At 31.7% G+C, this 22,646-nt stretch carries 18 protein-coding genes; 7 read left to right on the top strand and 11 right to left on the bottom strand.

Annotation, left to right across the window (positions count from 1 at the left end; translation table 11 throughout):
• Positions 1–173: 173 nt before the first annotated feature.
• Positions 174–560, top strand: a complete 387-nt coding sequence (locus tag WNY78_RS15815; RefSeq protein WP_342874187.1) for a VOC family protein — start codon at positions 174–176, stop codon at positions 558–560.
• A gap of 99 nt (positions 561–659) precedes the next feature.
• A complete protein-coding gene (locus WNY78_RS15820; RefSeq protein ID WP_342874188.1) occupies positions 660–1,172 on the top strand; it encodes a YtxH domain-containing protein in 513 nt (170 codons plus the stop codon).
• Between the two features lie 101 nt (positions 1,173–1,273).
• Here WNY78_RS15820 and WNY78_RS15825 read toward each other — a convergent pair whose 3' ends face one another.
• The 5 genes from WNY78_RS15825 to WNY78_RS15845 form a co-directional block, all read right to left on the bottom strand.
• Positions 1,274–2,437: a carboxypeptidase-like regulatory domain-containing protein gene (locus WNY78_RS15825; protein ID WP_342874189.1), complete on the bottom strand. Its 1,164-nt coding sequence runs from the start codon at positions 2,435–2,437 to the stop codon at positions 1,274–1,276.
• A gap of 193 nt (positions 2,438–2,630) precedes the next feature.
• A complete protein-coding gene (locus WNY78_RS15830; protein WP_342874190.1) occupies positions 2,631–3,629 on the bottom strand; it encodes a carboxypeptidase-like regulatory domain-containing protein in 999 nt (332 codons plus the stop codon).
• A complete protein-coding gene (locus WNY78_RS15835; protein ID WP_342874191.1) occupies positions 3,619–5,451 on the bottom strand; it encodes a lysophospholipid acyltransferase family protein in 1,833 nt (610 codons plus the stop codon). Before WNY78_RS15835 ends, WNY78_RS15830 begins: the two co-directional genes overlap by 11 nt.
• A gap of 36 nt (positions 5,452–5,487) precedes the next feature.
• Entirely contained in the window at positions 5,488–6,738 is a 1,251-nt protein-coding gene (locus WNY78_RS15840; RefSeq protein WP_342874192.1) for an aspartate kinase, read from the bottom strand.
• A 1-nt stretch (position 6,739) separates the two neighbouring features.
• A complete protein-coding gene (locus WNY78_RS15845) occupies positions 6,740–7,219 on the bottom strand; it encodes a GNAT family N-acetyltransferase (protein ID WP_342874193.1) in 480 nt (159 codons plus the stop codon).
• A gap of 115 nt (positions 7,220–7,334) precedes the next feature.
• Between WNY78_RS15845 and fbp the strand changes: the two genes are divergently transcribed.
• Positions 7,335–8,339 (top strand): class 1 fructose-bisphosphatase, encoded by a 1,005-nt coding sequence (fbp, locus tag WNY78_RS15850; protein WP_342874194.1) that lies wholly within the window; start codon positions 7,335–7,337, stop codon positions 8,337–8,339.
• Between the two features lie 98 nt (positions 8,340–8,437).
• Here fbp and WNY78_RS15855 read toward each other — a convergent pair whose 3' ends face one another.
• Positions 8,438–8,869 carry a TerB family tellurite resistance protein gene (locus WNY78_RS15855; RefSeq protein WP_342874195.1) on the bottom strand — a complete coding sequence of 144 codons (432 nt, stop codon included), beginning with the start codon at positions 8,867–8,869 and terminating at the stop codon, positions 8,438–8,440.
• Between the two features lie 98 nt (positions 8,870–8,967).
• On the opposite strand from WNY78_RS15855, the gene mfd reads away from it, so the two are divergent.
• Together mfd and WNY78_RS15865 are read left to right on the top strand one after the other, a co-directional pair.
• Positions 8,968–12,297: a transcription-repair coupling factor gene (gene mfd, locus WNY78_RS15860; RefSeq protein ID WP_342874196.1), complete on the top strand. Its 3,330-nt coding sequence runs from the start codon at positions 8,968–8,970 to the stop codon at positions 12,295–12,297.
• A 170-nt stretch (positions 12,298–12,467) separates the two neighbouring features.
• Positions 12,468–13,778, top strand: coding sequence for a TlpA disulfide reductase family protein (locus WNY78_RS15865; protein WP_342874197.1), 1,311 nt, complete (start codon positions 12,468–12,470; stop codon positions 13,776–13,778).
• Between the two features lie 139 nt (positions 13,779–13,917).
• Here the strand turns inward: WNY78_RS15865 and WNY78_RS15870 are convergent, their stop codons facing one another.
• The 4 genes from WNY78_RS15870 to WNY78_RS15885 are packed head-to-tail and all read right to left on the bottom strand — an operon-like array spanning position 13,918 to position 20,562.
• Positions 13,918–17,439, bottom strand: a complete 3,522-nt coding sequence (locus WNY78_RS15870; RefSeq protein WP_342874198.1) for an efflux RND transporter permease subunit — start codon at positions 17,437–17,439, stop codon at positions 13,918–13,920.
• The gene (locus WNY78_RS15875) at positions 17,429–18,619 is read right to left on the bottom strand and encodes an efflux RND transporter periplasmic adaptor subunit (protein WP_342874199.1); all 1,191 of its coding nucleotides are present in this window, start codon (positions 18,617–18,619) and stop codon (positions 17,429–17,431) included. The genes WNY78_RS15870 and WNY78_RS15875 overlap by 11 nt, the downstream gene beginning before the upstream one ends.
• Positions 18,620–18,631: 12 nt before the next feature.
• Positions 18,632–19,954, bottom strand: a complete 1,323-nt coding sequence (locus WNY78_RS15880) for a TolC family protein (RefSeq protein WP_342874200.1) — start codon at positions 19,952–19,954, stop codon at positions 18,632–18,634.
• A 5-nt stretch (positions 19,955–19,959) separates the two neighbouring features.
• Complete coding sequence (locus WNY78_RS15885) at positions 19,960–20,562, bottom strand: TetR/AcrR family transcriptional regulator (protein ID WP_342874201.1); 603 nt, start codon at positions 20,560–20,562, stop codon at positions 19,960–19,962.
• A gap of 124 nt (positions 20,563–20,686) precedes the next feature.
• Here WNY78_RS15885 and WNY78_RS15890 point away from each other — a divergent pair, with 124 nt between their 5' ends.
• On the top strand, positions 20,687–21,661 hold the full coding sequence (locus WNY78_RS15890; RefSeq protein WP_342874202.1) for a polyprenyl synthetase family protein: 975 nt from the start codon (positions 20,687–20,689) through the stop codon (positions 21,659–21,661).
• Entirely contained in the window at positions 21,661–22,011 is a 351-nt protein-coding gene (locus tag WNY78_RS15895) for a hypothetical protein (RefSeq protein ID WP_342874203.1), read from the top strand. Before WNY78_RS15890 ends, WNY78_RS15895 begins: the two co-directional genes overlap by 1 nt.
• Positions 22,012–22,021: 10 nt before the next feature.
• Here the strand turns inward: WNY78_RS15895 and WNY78_RS15900 are convergent, their stop codons facing one another.
• The gene (locus tag WNY78_RS15900; protein ID WP_342874204.1) at positions 22,022–22,555 is read right to left on the bottom strand and encodes an alpha-ketoglutarate decarboxylase; all 534 of its coding nucleotides are present in this window, start codon (positions 22,553–22,555) and stop codon (positions 22,022–22,024) included.
• Positions 22,556–22,646 lie beyond the last annotated feature (91 nt).

The raw sequence follows: 22,646 nt of genomic DNA on the forward strand, positions 1-22,646 counted from the left end.
GAAAGACGATTTTTGTAATCGAATAATAATAAGTAATAAGCTTTAAATAGTTAGTGAAAACTAAATATTTAAGGTTGATACTATTACAATTCCGAAGAAATAAAACAGATATTGAAAAAAAAAAATAATTAATGAAATTCCCTTGTTCAGGGGAACTAAACAAAAATGTTCTGATGAAAAAAAGAGTAACAGGTATAGGTGGTCTATTTTTTAAAACGAAAGACCCAAAAGCATCTAAAGATTGGTACAATAAACATTTAGGATTTAATACTGATGATTATGGAAGTACCTTTTGGTGGAAAGACAAAGAAGGTAAAGAATGCTCTACACAATGGAGTCCTTTTAAAGACGATACAACTTATTTTGAGCCTTCTAAAAAAGAGTTTATGTTTAACTATCGTGTTGAAAATTTAAAAGAATTACTAGCGACTTTAAAAGAAGAAGGAGTAACTATAGTTGGTGATATGCAAGAGTATGATTATGGGAAATTTGGATGGATTTTAGATAATGAAGGCAATAAAATTGAACTTTGGGAACCAATAGACCAAGCTTTTAAATAGTACTGTAACAATTTGTTGACTATAACTACTTATAAACAAAAGCGTAGAATTGGCACAATTTTATTAAATTTATACCCTAACCGTTAAAAAATAAATAATATGTCTGACGATAATAAAAATTTGAGTGATGACCTTGATGATATGATAGGTGATGCAAAAGATGGAGCAAAAAGAGCAGGAGAAAAGATTAGTAGTTCTGCTAAAGAATTTTCAGAAGATGCCAAAGAGTTTGCTCATGATGCCAAAGAAAAAGCATCTGAATTTGCCGATGATGCAAAAGCTTCAGCAAAAGAATTTGCAGATGATGCAAAAGAGGTATTGAGTGATGGTAAAAACGTTGCAATTATTGCACATATAACACTTATAGGATGGATTATTGCTATCGTAATGAACAGTTCTAACAAAACAGAATATGGATCATTCTACGTACGTCAAGTCTTAGGGATTATGCTTCTAGGATTTGTTTGTGGTTTAATACCTGTTGTTAATCTTATTGCATGGATTTTACCAGTTGCTATGTGGATTATGAGTTTGATAGGATCTTTAAGTGGAGAAAAGAAACCAGTATTTTTACTTGGAAATCAATTCCAAGAATGGTTTAAAGGAATCTAATAACGTCTTCCTAAAAGGAATGACCGATTTTATAAAAAGAAAAAAACCAGAACATGTATGTGTTCTGGTTTTTTTAATTATAAATGTTTTCTTGTAAAGTTTTAATCTTTTAATGCATAATCTAACGGAAGTGTATCGCCAATTCTAAGATCGGAAAAATAACCAGTAAAATAAAAGGAGCCAACTGGACTGTAGTTTCCATATTTGTCAATTATGATAGATAAATTATAATAATATTTGTTTTCAACTTCTGTAGCCTCTTCTTCTAAAGGAACTTCTCCAACAGCATTAGCTTTTAGTTTTTTTGATATCTTTACAGAGATAATACTGTCATGCTGCTTCACAATTTCGTTGTGCTCTTGTCTGTCAAATTTCCCATCTATATTTGGTAAAATCATATTTGATTGTTTCCATTTTTTATAAGCAATTGTTAATGGTAAACGCATTTTTATATTTACCGAATCTGTGTTTTGAATATTTTTTACATTAATGTAATTTGAAGGTTCAACAGGAATACCAACACTAATAATTTGATACCCATCCTCTTTTAATTTATTTTCAGAAAGTGATCTCATAAAGTGCAAAACAGAACCTTTATACAAACTTTTTCTTTTTTTTTGTACTGATTTTTCTTCACTTAAGGATTCGAAAAAAGAGGTGCCTTTATATACTACGGAATTAGGAATAAAAACTCTTTTCTTTACATTGACATGATTGTAATCAATTATAAATTCTTTCAAATCATATTTAATATTATATTGAAGATTTTCATTTCTAACTAATATAGGTGCATTTGATGTTGCTACTAGTTGCTTTGTTTTTTTATTAAATCTTAAGGTAATATCATCTTCGTTTAAAATGGTACATGATTTACCATTATTAGTCGTGCCCAAAAAGTGATTTCTAAAATAGTTTAATTTTTTTCTTCTTGACATACCATCAAAATAATCAATGAGGACTTCGTCTAAAGTGTTTTTTGCCTCATTAAGTAAAATTTTATAGAATTTTCCACTTTCCACATTTGGTAGTACAATCTTTTCATAACCTAAATAAGAAATTACTAATGGTGAATTACTATTACTTTTTTTAATTTGAAATTCTCCTTTATTGTTTGATGATGTGCCAATTGTAGTATTGTCAAAATAGATTGATGCAGTTTCTATAGGTTCTTGAGTATTAGCATCTAAAATAATACCTGTGATTGTTTGACAAAAACAAAGACAAGGAGTAAATAAAATAAATAAAATAGAGGTTTTAAATTTCATTTTTGATATTTGTGTTGTAGAAAGATATGTAATTAATTTTGAATTTGATAACTATTGGATAGTGTTCTCAACTCACAATTTATTGACGCAACCTATAAATTATAAGATACTTATTGGACTTTATATTCCAAAATCGTTAATGGTGATTTCTGTATCGAAATAGGGTGAATTTAAAGGTATTTATATTATATATTTATTCATTGATATTCAACCCATAATTTAAAGGCAAAGAATCACCAACACGCTGGCTTCCCATATGACCTCCAAAAAGGACGTCTGATATTGGAGCATAATTGCCATAATTATCTATTTTGAATTGATCTATTTCAGTTTGAATTATGGATTCGATTGTACCTTTATAAAAGATGTCTAATTTTTCTTTTAGTTTAATTAGTTTACAACCGTAGTCATCTACTATAGAAATACTAAAATAATTATAAGGGTTAACTACAAATCCTTCCACACCAAAAATATAACCTTCTTCTTTTAATTGTTTGTTATATAGCGCTCTAATAAAATGTTGAACAGAGCCTAGATACGTTTCTAATCTGTTTTTGGCAATGCGTTTTTTTTGTTTTGTATCTAAATCTTTAAAATACGAAGTCCCAGAATATACAACAGATGAAACTCCCCAAGTTCCTAATGTTATTTCAAAATCAATAATTTCAAAACTAATCTCATATTGTAGATTTTTGTTTTTGACTAAAATAGGAGTGTTAGACCAAGCAGTTATAGTCTTATCATGTTTATTATAGCGCAGTTTTATATCGTCTTCATTGAGGATTTTACAGGATTTGCCATTTTCAGATTTACCAAGAAACTCTCTTTTAAATCTCTTCATCTTTAATTCTCTAGACATGCCATCATCTGTATCAATAACAATGAGGTCTAGTTCGTTTGCAGATTCTTTTAGCAAAATTGTGATATCATTTTTAATGCGATAGTCAGCAATAAATACTTTTTCATATCCTAAAAATGAAATAACTAAGGTTGATTGTACAGCATCTGTATATTCAATATTGAAATGTCCTTTATCATTAGTTGATGTCCCAATAGTTGTATTATCAAAATAGACACTAACAGACTCTAATGGTTGATTAGTAACGACATCTAAAACAGTTCCAGAAAACGTTTGTGAATGTGAAATTGAAATGCATAAAAAAAGAAAAAATGATAGAAATTTAGTCTTCATTATTACCTGAAAATTTGCGTTCCAATTCAGCTTGAAATTCTTCCATTACAGGTTTTACAGTGCTTTCAGGTAAGTCTGCAATTTTAATATACATCAATCCATCTACAGAATTATTAAACAAAGGATCTACGTTAAAAGCAACAAGCCTTGCGTTTTGTTTAATGTATTTTTTTAGAAGCACAGGTAAACGCAATGCTCCTGGTTCTATCTCGTCTATAATTTTATCAAACTTGTTTAAATCTGCTTCGGTTTCATCAAAAACGAAATCTTTATCAGCATCTTTAAGTTTTACTTTAAATTCTTTTTTAGGATGCACATATTGCGCTACATAAGGATCGTAATAGTGTGATTTCATAAACTCAATCATTAAAGATTTTGAGAAATTTGAAAACTGATCACTAATACTTACGCCTCCAATTAAATATTTATGTTCTGGATAACGTAATGTAGTGTGTACGATGCCTTTCCAAAGTAAAAATAAAGGCATTGGTTTTTGTTGATATTCTTTGATAATGAATGCGCGACCCATTTCAATAGATTCACTCATCATTTTATATAGTTCAGGCTCAAATCTAAACAAGTCTTGCAAGTAAAAACCATCAATACCATAACGTTCAAAAATTTTAGAACCTAATCCCATTCTATAAGCTCCAGCAATTTTTTGTGTGTCTGTGTCCCATAAAAACATGTGGTGATAGTAGGTGTCAAAACTATCTAAATCAATAGCTTCGTTTGTGCCTTCTCCAATCTCTCTAAACGTAATTTCTCGCAAACGACCAATTTCATGCAGTATGTTTGGGATAAGCTTCGCTTCGGTAAGATAGACTTCGTAATTTTTGCTTTCGAGCAATCTAAAATTTCCTTTCTTTAAAGCCTCTACTTCTGCAGCCATTTTTTCTGCACTCACAGATCCAACAATACGCTTAGGTGGTTTTGCAGGTGGTTTTAAAGTGTTAGAAATATTATCTAAAATTTTAGGTTTATCTTCAAATGCGTTTGATAGAATGTATGTTTTTCGTCTTATAAAATCTGAAAAATCTGACAATGATTGATGTTCTTTTTGATCATTAACAGAAATAGCACGACCAATTCTCACCTTAATAACTCTGTTTTTTTGAGTTAATACTTCCGAAGGTAATTTTGCAGTTCTAAAGGTGTCACTGATTTTCGAGAGTTTATAAAATAATTTACTGTTTTTAGCATGAAAGTAAATTGGTACAACAGGAACTTCTGCTTTTTGTATCAACTTCATCGCTGCTTCTTCCCATGGTTTATCAACTACGAGTTTCCCATCTTTATAAGTAGATACTTCTCCAGCAGGAAATACACCTAAAGGATGACCATCTCTCAAATGTAAAATCGCATTTTTAAAACCAGCAATACTAGATTTCACATCTTTTCTGTCTTCAAATGGGTTAACAGGCATGATGTAAGGCTTTAGTGGCTCAATTCTATGCAACAAAAAATTGGCTATAATCTTAAAATCTTGACGTTGCTCAATCATGAGTTTGAGAAGTAGAATTCCGTCAACTCCACCAAGCGGATGATTAGAAACCGTAATATAAGCGCCATCTTTTGGGAGACGTTTTAAATCTTCTTCAGGGATTTCAAACTTAATTTGAAAATCATCTAAAATCGCATCCAAAAACTCACCATCTCTTAAATGTTTATTGCGTTTATAAAACCTATTGATTGTAGATATCTTTAAGACCTTCATTAATAACCATCCAATAAAAGTACCTACAAAGCCATATTTGTCAACATTAATCGCTTTTGCCACCTCTTTTGCAGTAACTAATCCTGTATCTTGTTTTTTGGTCATATTTGATTGGTAGTAACGGTAAAAATAGTAAATTCTTTATTGAGTTACTATTTGAATCGTCTCATGAGTTAATTGTTTTAAAAGTAGTTCTTTATCTTTTTCTACGGAAGCAATCGCTTGTTCATTATAATGTCTTACGGTATAGAGACTAACGTTTTCATTTATTGTGACTTTAAACTTTGCTTTTAGATGCTGAAGCAATCGTTCTAAATTATCATAAGTGTTTTCAAAACATACCGAAAAGCTAATGGCAGAGTTCTGAATCACATCAACTTTCATTTTATAAAGGTGGAATAGTTTAAAGATTTCGCTAATGTTTTCTTCAACGATATAACTAAAATCCAAAGATGATAATGAAATTAAAACTTGATTCTTTTTTACGATAAAACAAGGCACGTTTGGTTCTATTCCAACACCTTTTCCAACACGTGTTCCTGCATCTTTAGGATTTAAAAACGATTTCACAAACAAAGGAATTTCCTTTTGTTGCAACGGTTGTAAGGTTTTTGGGTGAATTACAGAAGCACCATAAAATGCCAACTCTATAGCTTCTCTATATGAAATATTGTTCAGTAGTTGTGCATTTTCAAAATATCGTGGATCTGCATTTAAAACACCAGGTACATCTTTCCAAATGGTAACGCTTTCAGCATTTAAACAATACGCAAAAATTGCGGCTGTATAATCACTCCCTTCTCGTCCTAATGTTGTAGTGAAGTTATTAGCATCACTACCTAAAAACCCTTGAGTTATATTTAAGATTTTAGTATCAAAGTTGTTTTTTATATTGGTTTGTGTTTGTTCCCAATCTACGTTTGATCTACGATAGAAATCATCAGTTTTAATATATTCACGCACATCTAACCAATTATTTTTTAATCCAATCTCATTGAGATATGCACTTATAATTGTTGTAGAGGATAGTTCTCCAAAACCAATAACCTGATCGTAAACAAAATTATAATCTGGTGATTTATTCCGAAGAAAAAAACCTTCTAAATCTCCAAAAATAGAAGATACTTGTTTAAATATAGGATGTTGAGTGTTGTCAAAGAGGTCTAATAAAATCTCATTATGGAATTTTTTAACCTCTTGAATTGAACTCTGTAATTCTCCTTTATTCTCAAAATAGTTTTTAATAACTAACTCAAGAGCATTAGTCATTTTACCCATTGCAGAAACAACAACCAAAGTGTTTTCGTAACCTACTTGCTGTAAAACCGATGCTAGATTTTTTACACCTTCAGCATTTTTTACAGAGGCACCTCCAAATTTAAATACTTGCATGTTAAATATTTGATATATAATTTTTAATAGCGTTTTCATTAAGATGCACAATATCCCAATCTCGCTTTACATTAGCACCTTTCTTTTCGTAAAATTTTATAGCAGGTTCATTCCAATCAATGACTTCCCAGCATATGCGTCTAACACCTAAATTGTGACCGTATCTTACAACTTCATCTAAAAGCGCTGTACCTAATCCTGTGCCTCTTTTGTTTTGGCTAACAATTAAATCTTCTAAGTGTAAAACAGAGCCTTTCCATGTTGAGAATCGATTGTACACTAAAGCTATTCCTTCAATGTAAGCTTCACATTCTGCAACGAAACAGACAAATTGTTTTGGGTTCTCAAATGCGCCTTTTTGTAAATCTTCTACAGTGACTTCTACTGCATCAGGTTCTTTTTCAAAAACTGCTAATTCATTGATGAGTTCTAGTACTCTAGGCATATCTTTTTTAGTAGCTTCTCGAATGGAAAAAGTCATAATTTTTCTTTAGCTCAAATATAGTTCAAACTTACTTATTTAATGATACAATAATTAGACGAAAACGTTGTAGTTGACCAAAAAAATGAGATATTTGCATAAACAACAACACTACATGTCTAGAAAAAATCAAACACTAGGTGAATTTATTATAGAAAATCAATCGTCTTTTAAATACACTTCTGGTGAGTTATCACGTCTTATAAATTCTATTCGTTTAGCTGCAAAAGTGGTTAATCATGAAGTTAACAAAGCAGGTCTTGTCGATATTATAGGTGCTGCTGGAGACACAAATATTCAAGGTGAAGATCAGCAAAAATTAGATGTTTATGCAAATGATAAGTTCATCCAAACCATGACTAAGCGTAATATTGTTTGCGGAATTGCTAGTGAAGAGGAAGATGATTTCATTGCAATTAACAGTCAGGATGAAAATAATCAAAACAAATATGTTGTGTTAATAGATCCTTTAGATGGCTCTTCAAATATTGATGTTAATGTATCTGTTGGAACCATATTTTCAATTTACAGACGTGTAACTCCTGTTGGTACTCCTGTAACAATTGACGATTTTCTTCAAAAAGGGAGTCAGCAAGTTGCAGCAGGATATGTGGTTTACGGTACATCTACAATGCTTGTTTATTCAACTGGAGATGGTGTTAATGGCTTTACTTTAAATCCAGCAATTGGAACGTTTTATTTATCACATCCTAATATGCGTTTTCCAGAAGATGGTAAGATATATTCTGTGAATGAAGGTAACTATATTCATTTTCCACAAGGTATAAAAAACTATATTAAATATTGCCAACAAGAAGAAGGTGATCGTCCATATACGAGTCGTTATATTGGTTCTTTAGTATCAGATTTTCATAGAAATATGATTAAAGGTGGTATTTATTTATATCCAAAAAGCTCAACGAATTCTGATGGTAAACTACGTTTATTATACGAATGCAATCCAATGGCATACCTTGCAGAGCAAGCTTTTGGTAAAGCTAGTGATGGCTTTACAAGAATCATGGATATTAAACCATCAGAGCTCCATCAACGTGTTCCATTTATCTGCGGAAGCAAAAACATGGTAGAAAAAGCAGAAGAATTTATGCGTAATGCTTAACACATAAAAATCATTTCATAAAAAAAAGCCACTTTTTAAAGTGGCTTTTTTTTATGATGTTTTCATTCTAAAAATATTTAGAATGTACAAATGTATTATTATCTATTCATCGTTTTAATCTCCTCAGTAAACGTGTCTAAATCTACACCATTACTAACTAGAGATAACGCTTTATCAACGACGTATTTTACATTTTCAGATGAAAAACCTAAACCTACAGCGATTTTACGCAATACAATCTCTTCATGATCTCCTTTAATATGATCTACATAAACCATACGTGATAAATCATACAAACGCTCCAAACGGATATCATAAGATGTTGGTGGATTGATAGGGTGTGATTTGTAATCTTTTAAAATAGTAGCATAATCATTTTCACTTATATCTAGACGTCTAGCCAAACGGTCTAAAAACGCTTTTTCTTCTTCTGTAATAATACCATCATCCATAGCAACTCTTACAATTGCTGCGAAGTGGTCTTCGTTTCTTTTTTTAAATCCGCTATCAAATAAATCTGAAAATGACATATATTTTTTTTTTAAAGTGGCACAAAGATAGTTTTATTAATACATTTTAACAATAGTAACTAAAACAAAAAATTTATCTTTGTATAAAATATAATGTCTTGAGTAAATCCACTCTCTCGCAAACGTATGCACAGTCTTTGCAAATGCAAAATCTGTGCACTACCATTGCCAATTCCCAAAAAAAAGTACACCTTAAAGGTCTTGTTGGATCATCATTATCCCTTGTTTTAAGTGAAAGTTTTAAATCTGCAGAACTTCCTTTTCTACTCATTTTTAATGATAAAGAAGAAGCTGCTTTTTACCTCAATGATTTAGAAGCTTTACTTAGCGATAAAGATGTGCTTTTTTATCCAGGAAGTTATCGCAGACCTTATCAAATAGAACAAACCGATAATGCAAACGTACTACTAAGAGCTGAGGTTTTAAACCGAATTAATTCTCGTAAAAAACCAGCAATAATAGTGACCTATCCTGATGCGCTTTTTGAAAAAGTAGTGACGCGTAGAGAGCTGGAAAAAAATACTTTAAAAATCTCAGTAGGTGATGAGTTATCCTTAGATTTTGTAAACGAAGTTTTGTTTGAATACAAATTTAAACGTGTAGATTTTGTTACAGAACCTGGAGAATTTTCAGTCCGTGGAGGAATTGTAGATGTGTTTTCATTTTCTCATGACGAACCTTATCGTATCGAGTTTTTTGGTGATGATGTTGATAGTATTCGGACTTTTGATGTAGAAACGCAACTCTCAACAGAGCAGATTAAAAAGATAGGTATCATTCCAAATGTTGCCAATAAATTTTTGGATGAAAATAGACAAAGTTTTCTAAAATACATTGCTCAAAAAACGGTCGTATTTTCAAAGAATACTGATCTTCTGTTTTCTAGAATTGATGATTTCTTCGGAAAAGCGGAAGATGCATTCAAAAATTTATCTTCAGAAATTAAACATGCAGCTCCAGAAGAACTCTTTTGTAACTCTGAAGAATTGAAACGTCAATTACTAGAGTTTAGTTTGGTGGAATTTGGTTCAACAAGCTTATTTTCCGAAGAGATAATAGAATTCAATATAACACCTCAACCATCGTTCAATAAGCAATTCAATTTATTAATTGAAGATCTAAATTTACATCACGATAGAGGCTACACCAATTATATAGCTTGTGTAAGCGAACAACAAGTCAAACGGTTTCATGATATTTTTGATGATGTCGAGCAAGATGTTCATTATAAAACAATTGTACTCTCATTGTATCAAGGTTTTGTAGATCATGATCAAAAAATAACGTGTTATACAGACCATCAAATCTTTGAGCGTTACCATAAATTTCAGCTTAAAAATGGTTACGCTAAGAAGCAAGCGATTACTTTAAAAGAATTGACAAACCTTGATATTGGAGATTATGTCACACATATAGATCATGGTATTGGAAAGTTTGGCGGACTCCAAAAAATAGATGTAGAAGGCAAAAAACAAGAAGCCATAAAATTAGTTTATGGAGAGCGTGATGTGTTGTATTTGAGTATTCACTCACTGCATAAAATCACGAAGTTTAATGGTAAGGATGGGAAACCTCCAAAAATCTATAAATTAGGAAGCAAAGCTTGGAAAACTCTTAAGCAAAAAACAAAATCTAGAGTTAAAGAAATCGCATTTAATTTGATTCAAGTTTATGCCAAACGTAAACTAGAAAAAGGCTATCAATATAAACCAGATAGTTACTTACAACATGAGTTAGAAGCGTCTTTTATTTATGAAGACACTCCAGATCAAATCACATCCACAGCAGATATTAAGGCCGATATGGAAAGTGAACGACCAATGGATCGTCTCGTTTGTGGTGATGTAGGTTTTGGTAAAACGGAAGTCGCTATTCGTGCAGCTTTTAAAGCTGTTGATAATGGTAAACAGGTTGCTGTTTTAGTACCAACCACTATTTTAGCATATCAGCATCATAAAACTTTTACTGAACGTCTTAAAGATTTCCCTGTAACTGTAGATTATCTCAACCGTTTTAGAACTGCAAAAGAAAAAAGAGAAACCCTTGAAAAATTAGAGAAAGGTCACGTCGATATCATTATAGGAACGCATCAATTGGTCAATAAAAAGGTAAAATTTAAAGACCTTGGATTGCTTGTTGTTGATGAAGAACAAAAATTTGGAGTCGCTGTAAAAGAGAAACTCAAAACGCTTAAAGATAATGTAGATGTGTTGACATTGACAGCAACACCAATTCCTAGAACCTTGCAATTTAGTTTAATGGCAGCAAGAGATTTATCAGTAATTACAACTGCGCCTCCAAATCGTTATCCTATTGAAAGTCATGTGATACGTTTTGGTGAAGAAACTATTAGAGATGCAATAACTTATGAAATACAACGTGGCGGACAAGTATTTTTCATCCACAATCGTATTGAGAATATCAAAGAAGTTGCTGGTATGATACAACGTTTGGTGCCAGATGCTAAAATTGGGATTGGTCATGGGCAATTAGATGGAAAAAAATTAGAATCACTCATGCTCGCTTTTATGAATGGTGAGTTTGATGTTTTGGTAAGTACAACCATCGTTGAAAGTGGATTAGACGTCCCAAATGCGAATACCATTTTTATTAATAATGCCAATAATTTTGGATTGAGTGATTTGCACCAAATGCGTGGTAGAGTAGGTCGTAGCAATAAAAAAGCCTTCTGTTATTTTATAACACCTGAGTACTCTGCAATGACCAATGATGCTAGAAAACGTATCACAGCATTAGAGCAATTTACTGCCTTAGGTAGTGGTTTTAATATTGCCATGAAAGATTTAGAAATTAGAGGTGCTGGAGATTTATTAGGAGGAGAGCAGAGTGGATTTATTAACGAAATAGGATTTGATACATATCAAAAAATATTGAATGAAGCTATTGAAGAACTCAAAGACAATGAGTTTAAAGATCTCTATCAAGATGATGGAAAAGAAAAAGAATATGTAAAAGACATCACAATTGATACCGATTTTGAATTGCTTTTTCCAGATGATTACGTCAATAATATTACTGAGCGTTTAAATTTATACACCAAACTCAATACACTTAAAACTGAAGAAGAACTTCAGAAATTTGAATCTGAAATCATTGATCGCTTTGGAGAACTACCAATCCAAGTGGTAGATTTATTAAATAGTGTTCGTATTAAATGGATGGCGAAAAAAGTTGGACTAGAGAAAATCATAATGAAAAAAGGGCGTTTTGTTGGCTATTTTATAAATGACCAACAGAGTGCATTTTACCAAAGTGCTAACTTTACTAAAGTGCTTCAATTTGTGCAAACACATCCTAGGGAATGTAAAATGAAAGAGAAACAAACTAGAAATGGTTTACGTTTACTCTTAACGTTTGAACAGATAAAATCTGTAAAACAAGCTTTAAGTAAGTTAGAGAGCATTTGAAAATGTACTTTATAGTATAAATTGATGGTTCTCATAATGATTATTTGGTATCAAAGATAAAATCATGATATTTGGCTTGATATTTGAAATTGAATTTGCGCAAGGTCATGGAGGCTTTGTAAATACAGTATAAGAATCCAACTCCTTTTAGGAAATAAATTAAAATTTTGATGAAAAAAATAGTATTATTTATTGCTTTAATTCCCTCTTTTATTTTTGCTCAACACAGTATTGACGGTGTTTTTACACCTGCAGAAGATTACTCTTATGCGTTTTTGTATCATGCAACTCCAACAGGTTCAGATTATATAAACAGAGCACAATTAGGTGAAGATGGTAGTTTTAGCATTCCGTTTGATTCTACATCAACACCAGGAATTTACAAAATTGTATATGCGCTTCCACCAGAAGACAATAATTTTGATTTTATTTATAACGGTAAAGAGTCTGTTGCATTCACATTCAGTTTAGATAAAGGTTTAGAATTTACAGATAGTAATGAAAATAAACTTTGGGCTTCATACATTAAAAGTATGGACATGGTAAATAGAACCATTAGTAATTTTTATGCTCAGGAGAGTACAGATAAAAAGGCCTATTCAGATATAATAAAAACATTAAGTGATACGCAAAAGGCTTATGAAGATACTTCTAAAGGTACACTAACTTCAGTTTTTGTAAAAGCGAATTCACCATACATACCTAAAGAATTTGAAGACTTATCAACGTATTCAAAAAATTTAAAACGCACGTATTTAGAGCATGTAGATTTTGAAAATCCACTATTGCAAAGTTCAGAATTTTTGGTTGAGCGTGTGATGGCTTATGTCTTCGGAATGTCTGCAAATACGAGCAACGATGTCTATAAAAAAGACGTTGATGGCTTAATGACAAGAATAGGAGAAGGCAATACAGAAATAAAAACCATTTTATTTGAAATGATTTGGAGACGTTTTAAAGGGATGGAAAATCCAGAATTAGCGAATTACGTTACAGATACATACCTTTTGAAATTAACAGAACTCACTAATTACGACGCATTAAAAGAACAATTGATTATTTATAAACATAATGCAGTTGGAAATAAAGCCTCAAATTTTGATTTAGCTTATACAAAAGATGGTGAAACAGTAACTACAACATTGCATGATCTAAAACTATCAGATCAATATTTAATTATTTTTTGGAGCAGTACTTGTGGTCATTGTCTTGATGAGTTACCTAAAGTGAAAGATATACTTGCAGACAAAACCGATTTAACGGTTATAGCAATTGGATTAGAAGATGAAGCAGATGGTTGGCAAAAAATGATTGGAGATTATCAAAGTTTTATTCATGTTTTAGGATTAGGTAAATGGGATAACCCAACTTCTGATGCCTACGGAATAGAATCAACACCTTCTTTTTTCTTATTAGATAAAGACAAAAATATAATAGCAAAGCCTTATGATGCTGAAGCTTTAAAAGCTATTTTGAAGTAAGGTTTTTACAATTTTAGAAGAAGCACATTTCCGAAGAAAATAGATGTTATATCACGAATAAAAATTAGAAAGCCTTGACAGATGTCAAGGCTTTCCCGCTATTAATCACACCTTTTATACAAAAGGTCTTAATTGTGATTTAAGATTCTAAAGTAGACTCAATAGTAATTTGTTCTTTTATCTCATTATCTTCTTTACCAAATTTAGTTCGCATCCACATTTTTAGCCGCATTGATAAATAGAATAAAATAGGGACTACAATTAAGGTTAAAAAAGTTGCGATTAGCAAACCATAAATAACCGTCCATGCTAATGGTCCCCAAAACACCACATTGTCTCCACCCATGTAAATATTAGGATCAAAATCTGCAAAGAGTGTAAAGAAATTAATATTCAGTCCGATAGCTAAAGGAATTAATCCTAAAATGGTAGTAATTGCTGTTAATAAAACAGGTCTTAAACGTGCTTTTCCAGCTTTAACAATGCTTTCAAAAAGATCTTCATTAGATAGAAATTCATCTTTATCTAAGTCCAAATCATTCTTCTTTCTATCAATTAATAACTGTGCATAATCTAGTAAAACCACACCATTATTAACAACAATTCCTGCGAGGGAAATGATACCAACCATAGTCATCATAATAACAAAGGCACTACCAGAAATAACAATACCTCCAAACACACCAATAAAACTCAAGAATATAGCAATCATGATTATTGTAGGTTTTGATATGGAATTAAACTGAAATATTAAGATGAAGAAAATTAATCCAAGACCAGTGAAAAACGCACCCATTAAAAATAACATTTGCTTATTTTGCTCTTCAATTTGACCTGTGTAATCAATTTTTATATTTTCAGGAAGTTCATCATAACTCTTCATCTCACTTTGAATTTGAGCCACAATAGCACCAGCATCTGTAAAACCAGGAGCCATAGCAGAATATACAGTCACGACACGTTTTGTATCCTTATGTTTAATTGCACTAAATCCTGAGTTATTTTTTTGTTTTGCAACCGTAGACAATGGGATTTCTTTGATTTGACCAGTATTGTCTCTAAACGTAATATTTTGATTAAACAAGGCACTAGTGTTGTATCTGTTTTCTTCATTGAAACGAACATAAATATCATAATCATCACCATCTTCTTTATAGATACCAGCTTTTGCTCCAAAAATTGAGTTACGTAACTGTTGACCTACTTGAGAAGCGCTCACACCTAATTCTCCAGATTTTTCACGATCTACTTGAACTAGCATGGTTGGTTTATCTTTATTAACATCAATTTTAAGCTCATCAATTCCTGGAACATTTTTAGAATTGATAAACTCACGCATTTTCTCTGCAGTGGCTATAAGCTCGTTGTAGTCTTCACCTTCAATTTCAATATTAATTGGTGCTCCAGCAGGTGGTCCATTCACATCTTTTTCTACGGAAATCAAAACACCTGGATAAATACCAACTAAAGCCTCTTGCACTTTTTGGCGTAATAACTCACTATCTTCACCACGTCTATATTTATACTCTCGCATAGAAGCAGTAATCTTTGCTTTATGAGGCATTTCGGCAGCTGAACCAGCATCAGTTTGTGGGTTTCCAGCACCTTCACCAACTTGTGAAACAGCACTTTCTACCATATAATTTCTGCCATTGTCCATGTACATATCCTGATTTATAACCTCAAATACTCGTTTTTCAATTTGAGACGTAATGGCATTGGTTTTTTCAATGGCAGTTCCTTGAGGATATTCGATATAGACAATAATCTGGTTTGGTTTATTATCTGGGAAAAATTCAACTTTGGTTCGTTGCGTTCCGAGGGATATTCCGAAGGCAATAAAAGCAGCAATTAATAAGAAAAATGTACCAATACTTAAAATATAAGGACGTTTCTTAGACAATGCACCTCTCAATTGTCGTTCATACCAATTTTCTAATTTAACTAGAGTACTATTTTGGAAATTATTTGCCCAGTTTCTAATGAAAAACCGGTAAGCCCAAAGCATGATTGCAGTAAAAATCATAACGGTTCCTAATCCTCTATAATCACCTCCAAAAAGTAAAATAAGAATTCCAATAATGGCAACAATACTAGTTGTTTTTATGATTTCTTTTAATGGCATGTCTTTGTCTTCGATGGTCATATATCGTGACACCAAAACCGAGTTAAAGAAAATGGCAACAAAAAGTGAGGATCCTAAAACAATAGAAAGTGTTATAGGTAAGATCTTCATAAATTCTCCCATAATTCCAGGCCAAAGACCCAAAGGAACAAAGGCTGCAACAGTTGTGGCAGTAGAAATAATAATAGGAAATGCTATTTCTCCAATTCCTTTTTTAGCAGCTTCAATCCTACTCATACCTTCATCTTCCATGAGTCTATAGACATTTTCTACAACTACAATTCCATTATCAACGAGCATTCCTAGACCCATAATAAGACCAAAAAGTACCATTGTATTTAAACTGTAACCTATCAAACTCAAAATCATGAGTGACATAAACATAGACATAGGAATAGCAAAACCAACGAAAAGTGCATTTTTAAATCCTAAAAAGAACATTAAAACGGTTACAACTAAAATAACTCCGAAAATGATATTGTTTACTAAGTCATCCACTTGACCAATAGTTACTGATGATTGATCGTTGGTGATTGTTACTTCTAAATCCTGCGGAAATTCATCAGCAATAGCATTTTCAACTATGACCTGAATTTGCTCTGCGGCAGCAACCATGTTTTTTCCAGCTCGTTTTTTAACATCGAGCATGACTACGGGTTTTCCAGATTTTCTAGCATAGGTGGTTTTATCTTTTTCTGAAAATGAAACTGTAGCCACATCTTTTAGATAGATTGGATTTCCGTTTTCGGCTTTAACAACAAAATTTTCAAGCTCAGAAGGCGTTTCAATTTCACCCAAAATTCTAATAGTACGACGTTGTCCGCTGGCTTTAAGATTTCCTGCAGACATGGTCATATTACCTCCATTAATAGTATTTATAATATCTGAAAAAGTAACTTTGGCAGCCATCATTTTATAAATATCAACAGCAACTTCAACCTCTTTTTCTTGAGCTCCACGAATATCTGCCTTCTTAATTTCTTGTAAATCTTCAATTTCATCTTGAAGATATTCAGCATATTCCTTTAATTTCTCAATTGGATAATCTCCAGATATATTGATGTTAAGGATTGGCATTTCTTCAGAAAGACTCAATTCAAAAACATCTGGTTCTACTTTAGCACCATTAAATGTTGGCCAATCTTCACCAGAAGTTTCACTATCAATTTCATCCTTAACTTTTTGCTTGGCTTGCTCAACAGTTAAATGTTCATCAAATTCTACGATGAGCATAGAATAATCTTCTTGAGAAGTAGAGGTGATTTCTACAACATTACTTACTGTTTTTAGTTTGTCTTCTAATGCATCTGTGACTAGTTTTTCAATGTCTTCTGCTGTGTTTCCAGGATAAATTGTACTAACATATATTTTAGTTTCATTAACCTCAGGGAAATTTTCTCTAGGCATACTAAAAAATGCAGAAATACCTAAGTAGAAAAATACAGCAATAAGCACATACATCGTGGTTTTGTTATTAATTGCCCACGATGATAAACCAAATTCCTTATCTACGTTATTTTTCTTTTTAGTTTTCATTACCTTCTTCTTTATATTTAATGACTTCTACTGATTGTCCGTCTCTAACGCTTCTAGCACCTTCTTTGATGATTTCTGTACCATTTTCAATACCACTAAGTACTTCAATGTTGTCACCTTGAGTTTTACCAGTTTCAATAATTACTCGTTTTGCTACACCTATTCCATTTGCATCTTTGTCAGTTACCACATAAACATATTGTGAACCTTCAGCGTTTTCTGAAATCACACTTTGCGGAATTAAAAGTCCGTTTTCATTAGTGTAGTCATTAATTTTAAGTCGTGCAGTAAGATTTGGTTTGATGCTTTTATCGTCATTAGGGATTTCAATCTCTACTTTAAATGTTCTATTTGCAGGATTGATAACATCTCCAGCTTGACGAATTTTTGTTTCAATAGTTTTTCCTAATACTGGTAATTCTACGGTTACTTTTTTTCCTTCAACTACATTGGCAACATAACGTTCTGGCACTTCAGTTTCAATGTACATATTGTCTAGATTTACAATACGCATTAACTGTGTTTGTCCTGCGCCAACCACGCTTCCTTGCTCTGTGATAACATCATCAATTGTTCCTGTGAATGGAGCTCTAACTAAAGTTTTACTAATTTGTTGGTTGATTTGATTTACTGCTTCTTGTTGAGATTCATAACTAGATTTTGCTTGTAAGTATTGAATTTCACTACCAATTTTTTGATCCCAAAGTCGTTTTTGACGCTCAAAAGTCGTTTTAGCTAAATCTGCTTGAATTTTTAATTGTGCAATTTGTTGACTCAATCCTCCATCATCAATTTTAGCAAGCAATTGTCCTTTACTAACTTTTTGTCCTTCTTTAACATATACATTGGTTAGAATACCATTGTATTCTGGTGTAATAGTCAATAGGTTTTTAGTAGTTACATTTCCTTGTAATTCTAAAACGTGATTAAACACTTCTGTCTTAGCATTAAATGTTGTGATTAATGGGACATGTTTTGTTGTGTCTAAGGTTTTAATCTTTTCATCTAATAACTTTATCTGGTCATTTAGAGCTTGTTGTTCAATAACAAGTTCTCCTCTTTTTTGTCTAATTGTTTCTAAATTACCTTTGTCTATAACACTTTCTACAGAATTTTTTTTATCTCCCGAACAAGAGACTAAAATTAAGGTTACTATTAGAATTGAATATATATGTTTCATTGGTTATGGTATTTAATTATTGATTGGTGAGTTTAATATGGTTTCTAATTCTGCTTTTGAATTGATCACATCAAGCATGGCTTGAAGCAATTCTTGTTGTGCAGCATACAATTGAGTTTGCGCTTGTCTCAGATCAAAACTTGAGGCTATACCTTCAAAAAATTTAGTTTGATTTTTGTTTTCAATACGCTCAGCTAGTGCCAAGTTTTTCTTTTTGTTTTCATAGTCTTCAACAGCGAATTTAAAATCACTTTTTGCTGAAGCTATTTGTAATTTAAGGGTTTGTTCGGTTTCGGTTAAATCATCTTCGGCTTTTTCTAATTCAATTCTAGCACGTTGTGCTCTAGCGCTTTTTAATCCAGAACCAAATATTGGAATACTCATATTTATACCAAATGCAGCTGTTCCTGCCCAAGCTTGATTGCTGTTTAGAAATCTAAATTTTTCATTATTTCCTACATATGAAGCAGTTGCAAAACCACTAATGGTTGGTAGAATTCTACTTTGCTCAAGTTTTAATAATAATTCTTTTGACACTTTAGTATTGTCTGCAATTTTATAGTCAATTGTATTTTCTACATCGTTACTACTTTCTAGTAATCCTAATTGCATATTTGTTAGTGCTAATGTTTCAAGAGTATCAGTTAATACCGTTTGGTTATCTAAATCTATACCCAATGTGATATTAAGCATTTGATAAGCGATTGCTTTCAAACGTTTGGTATTGCTAAGGTTACTTTGTACACTAGTAAGCGTGATTTGAAGTTGTTCTACGCTTTCTTCTTCTTCTAAACCATTTTCATAAACTTTGGTGATGTCGTAGAGGTTTTTTTCAAGTACGTCTATATTTCGTTGTAATATTTGAACGCTCTCTTCTGCCAGCAGCACATTTCCGTAGGCATTAATAACAGCTTTACGTACTTCTAAGTCGGTTTTTACTTTAGCATTTTCTGAAATTTCTAAAAACACTTTAGCAGATTGTAATCCTACCAAGTAAGAACCATCAAAAATAAGTTGAGTTAAAGTAATTGATGGAGTTATGTTTTGTTTAGCACCAAAATCTATGAGGCCATCACCATTAAAATCAATTCCTGGGAACTGTTGTTTAATGTTGTTTATATAACTTATTTCGCCATCAATTTGTGGTAAACCTGTTGCTGTGGTTTCCCATTTCTGTTTTTTTGCAGCATCAATATCTCGACCTGCATTTTTTGCTTGTCTATTATTCTCTAAAGCATAATTTATGGCTTCTTGTAAGCTAAAACTTGTAGGCTGTTCTTGTGAGTAGCCAAAACTAAAGCAAAAGAGTAATAGTATTAATGAAATTTGTTTCATTCTTTTTATGATTGGTTTTTTATAAAATTGTTGAGTATGGTCATTCCTTTTTCAGATACTATAGCACGTAAATGGTATTCTAAATAACTTTCCATTAGGTATTCCATTTGATATTTTTCTGGTGGAAAAAACATATTATCCTTAATGCCAGACATACCTGTGAAGTACATTCGAGAAATAAAATCAACATCAATAGTATTTCTAAAAACACCAGTTTCTACACCATGTTCTAAACTTTCTTGAACAGATTGATGCATCTTTTCAAATTGCTTAAATTTTAAGACACTATGTATTTGCGGATAATACTTTTGTAATTGATATTGAGGTGATGATTTTTCATTTTTTAAATGTTTCATTACAAACATTTTAATAGAATATAACTCCTCAATTGGATTAGGTGCATTATTACAAATACAATCAATACCATCACAAATAGTATCAAAAAGATTAAATGTAACTGCCTCTACTAATTTCGTTTTATTCGGAAAATGAACATAAATAGTTTTTTTGGAAATACCCATTTCACTTGCGATATCATCCATTGTTACGCTTTTAAACCCAAGGCTTAAAAACAATTCTCCTGATTTGTGTATAATTTTATCTCTCATAATTTCAGTGCAAAAATACAATAGGAAACTTTAAAAACAAAAAAAGTTTCCAAAGTTTTAATGTTTTTTTAACATTGCGTAAAAACGTTGTGCTAGGTTTGCCCATTTACATTATTTTTGCAACATGCAAAACATTTCATCTTATCAAGACGCATTTATAGAGTATTTGAATGCTTACATAGAACCTAAAGAGCCGTCAAACCTTTACGAACCTATTAACTATATTTTGCAGCTTGGAGGTAAGCGCTTAAGACCCGTTTTAACGCTTATGACTGCAGAGATTTTTGATTGTGATTACAAGAAGGCATTAGATGCAGCACTAAGTGTTGAGGTGTTTCATAATTTCTCTTTAGTGCATGATGATATTATGGATGATGCACCATTACGTCGAGGTCAAATAACAGTTCATGAGAAATGGGACATCAATACAGGTATTTTATCTGGAGATGCGATGCTCATTATGGCTTATCAATTATTTGAAAACTATGAACCTAATCAGTTTCAAGCTTTAGCTAAGTTGTTTAGTAAAACAGCATTGGAGGTTTGTGAAGGTCAGCAATATGATGTTGATTTTGAAACTCGAGATGATGTTACGATAGCCGAATATTTAAAAATGATAGAATACAAAACAGCGGTTTTAGTTGGTGCTGCAATGAAAATGGGAGCAATTGTTGCTAATGCATCACAAGTTTGTCAGGACTCTATTTATAACTTCGGAAGATACTTAGGTATAGCCTTTCAATTACAAGACGATTATTTAGATGCATTTGGAGATCCAAAAACGTTTGGTAAACAAGTAGGAGGTGATATCATTGAAAACAAAAAAACGTATTTATATTTAAAAGCCTTAGAGTTTTCTAATGAAGAAGATGTGTTGCAATTAGAACATTTGTATAGTGTAAATCCTTCAGATCCTAGTGATAAAATAGATACTGTAAAGCAATTATTTATATCTAGTGGTTCTGCGGAAGCCACAAAAACTGAAATTGAGAACTATACTAAAAAAGCATTCTCAGTATTGGAATTACTTAAAATTTCCGAAGCGAATAAAAGCGCACTCAAAACTTTTGGTAACGACCTAATGAATAGAAATACCTAATGCAATTACCAGTAAATTTTGAAGAGTTAATCTCACAGACTGAAGAGTTGAAACTCTATTCTAAGCTTGTTAAGCAAGTTAATAAAGATTTTTTATTGGCTAATATTGATCTCGATTTTGATGAGGAAATTTTACCTTCAAGCTTAAAGTATTTGCTTCATGAAGTTGTTTATAAACTTATCCAAGAGAAATTTGTAGAGTATTTAAACTTGCTTTATATCGTAGATGTTTCCGAAGAAAAAGTGCGACAACTAGATGGTAGTGATACGTTAAAACTCTCTGAACAAGTCACGTTTTTGATATTACAACGTGAGTGGCAGAAGGTTTGGTATCGTAATGCGTATTCATAATGCATATCTTTTAAAAATAAACCCTAAAAAAAGGAGCCCAAGGGTCTGCATAAATACTTTTATCTCTATCGTAAAGTACATCGTATCTTATACCAACTGCAATATTATTCATTCTATAACCAGCACCTAAAAATAAAGCTGGATACCAATAATTTTCATCTTTAAATAGATTGTTATCAAATTTTCTGTTCACATTAAGTAGTTCAAATTCTCCAGATAATTGAATTTCGGGTAAAGGATTAAATAAACTAATAATGCTAGCTCCAAAAATTGTTGAGTTGTATGAATTTTTTAAACTATTGTAAGTTCCGTTGAGTCCTAAGCCTAAAGAAAATTGATCATTAAAGTCATAAATGGCACTTGGAGCTAAAGTTCCGCTAAAAAAGCCATCTCCAAAGCTTAAACCAATACCACCTCCAAATCGCACGTTTTTCCAGAAGTCATTTTGTTGATTGTCTTCTTGTGAAAATGATTGTAATGAAAACCCTGCAAAAAGGACCAATAAAAACAGATATTTGATATTAAAACGCATGCAAATTTTCATAATTCTAAATTTGAGTTAAAAATGGTTTATAAATATACCAAAAACGTATCTATTTTTAGTAAAAGTTGTATTTTTGAGTTAAACTTTGTTG

Origin of the sequence: Psychroserpens sp. AS72, from assembly GCF_038900375.1 — a bacterium.
In the GTDB taxonomy this organism is placed as follows: domain Bacteria; phylum Bacteroidota; class Bacteroidia; order Flavobacteriales; family Flavobacteriaceae; genus Psychroserpens.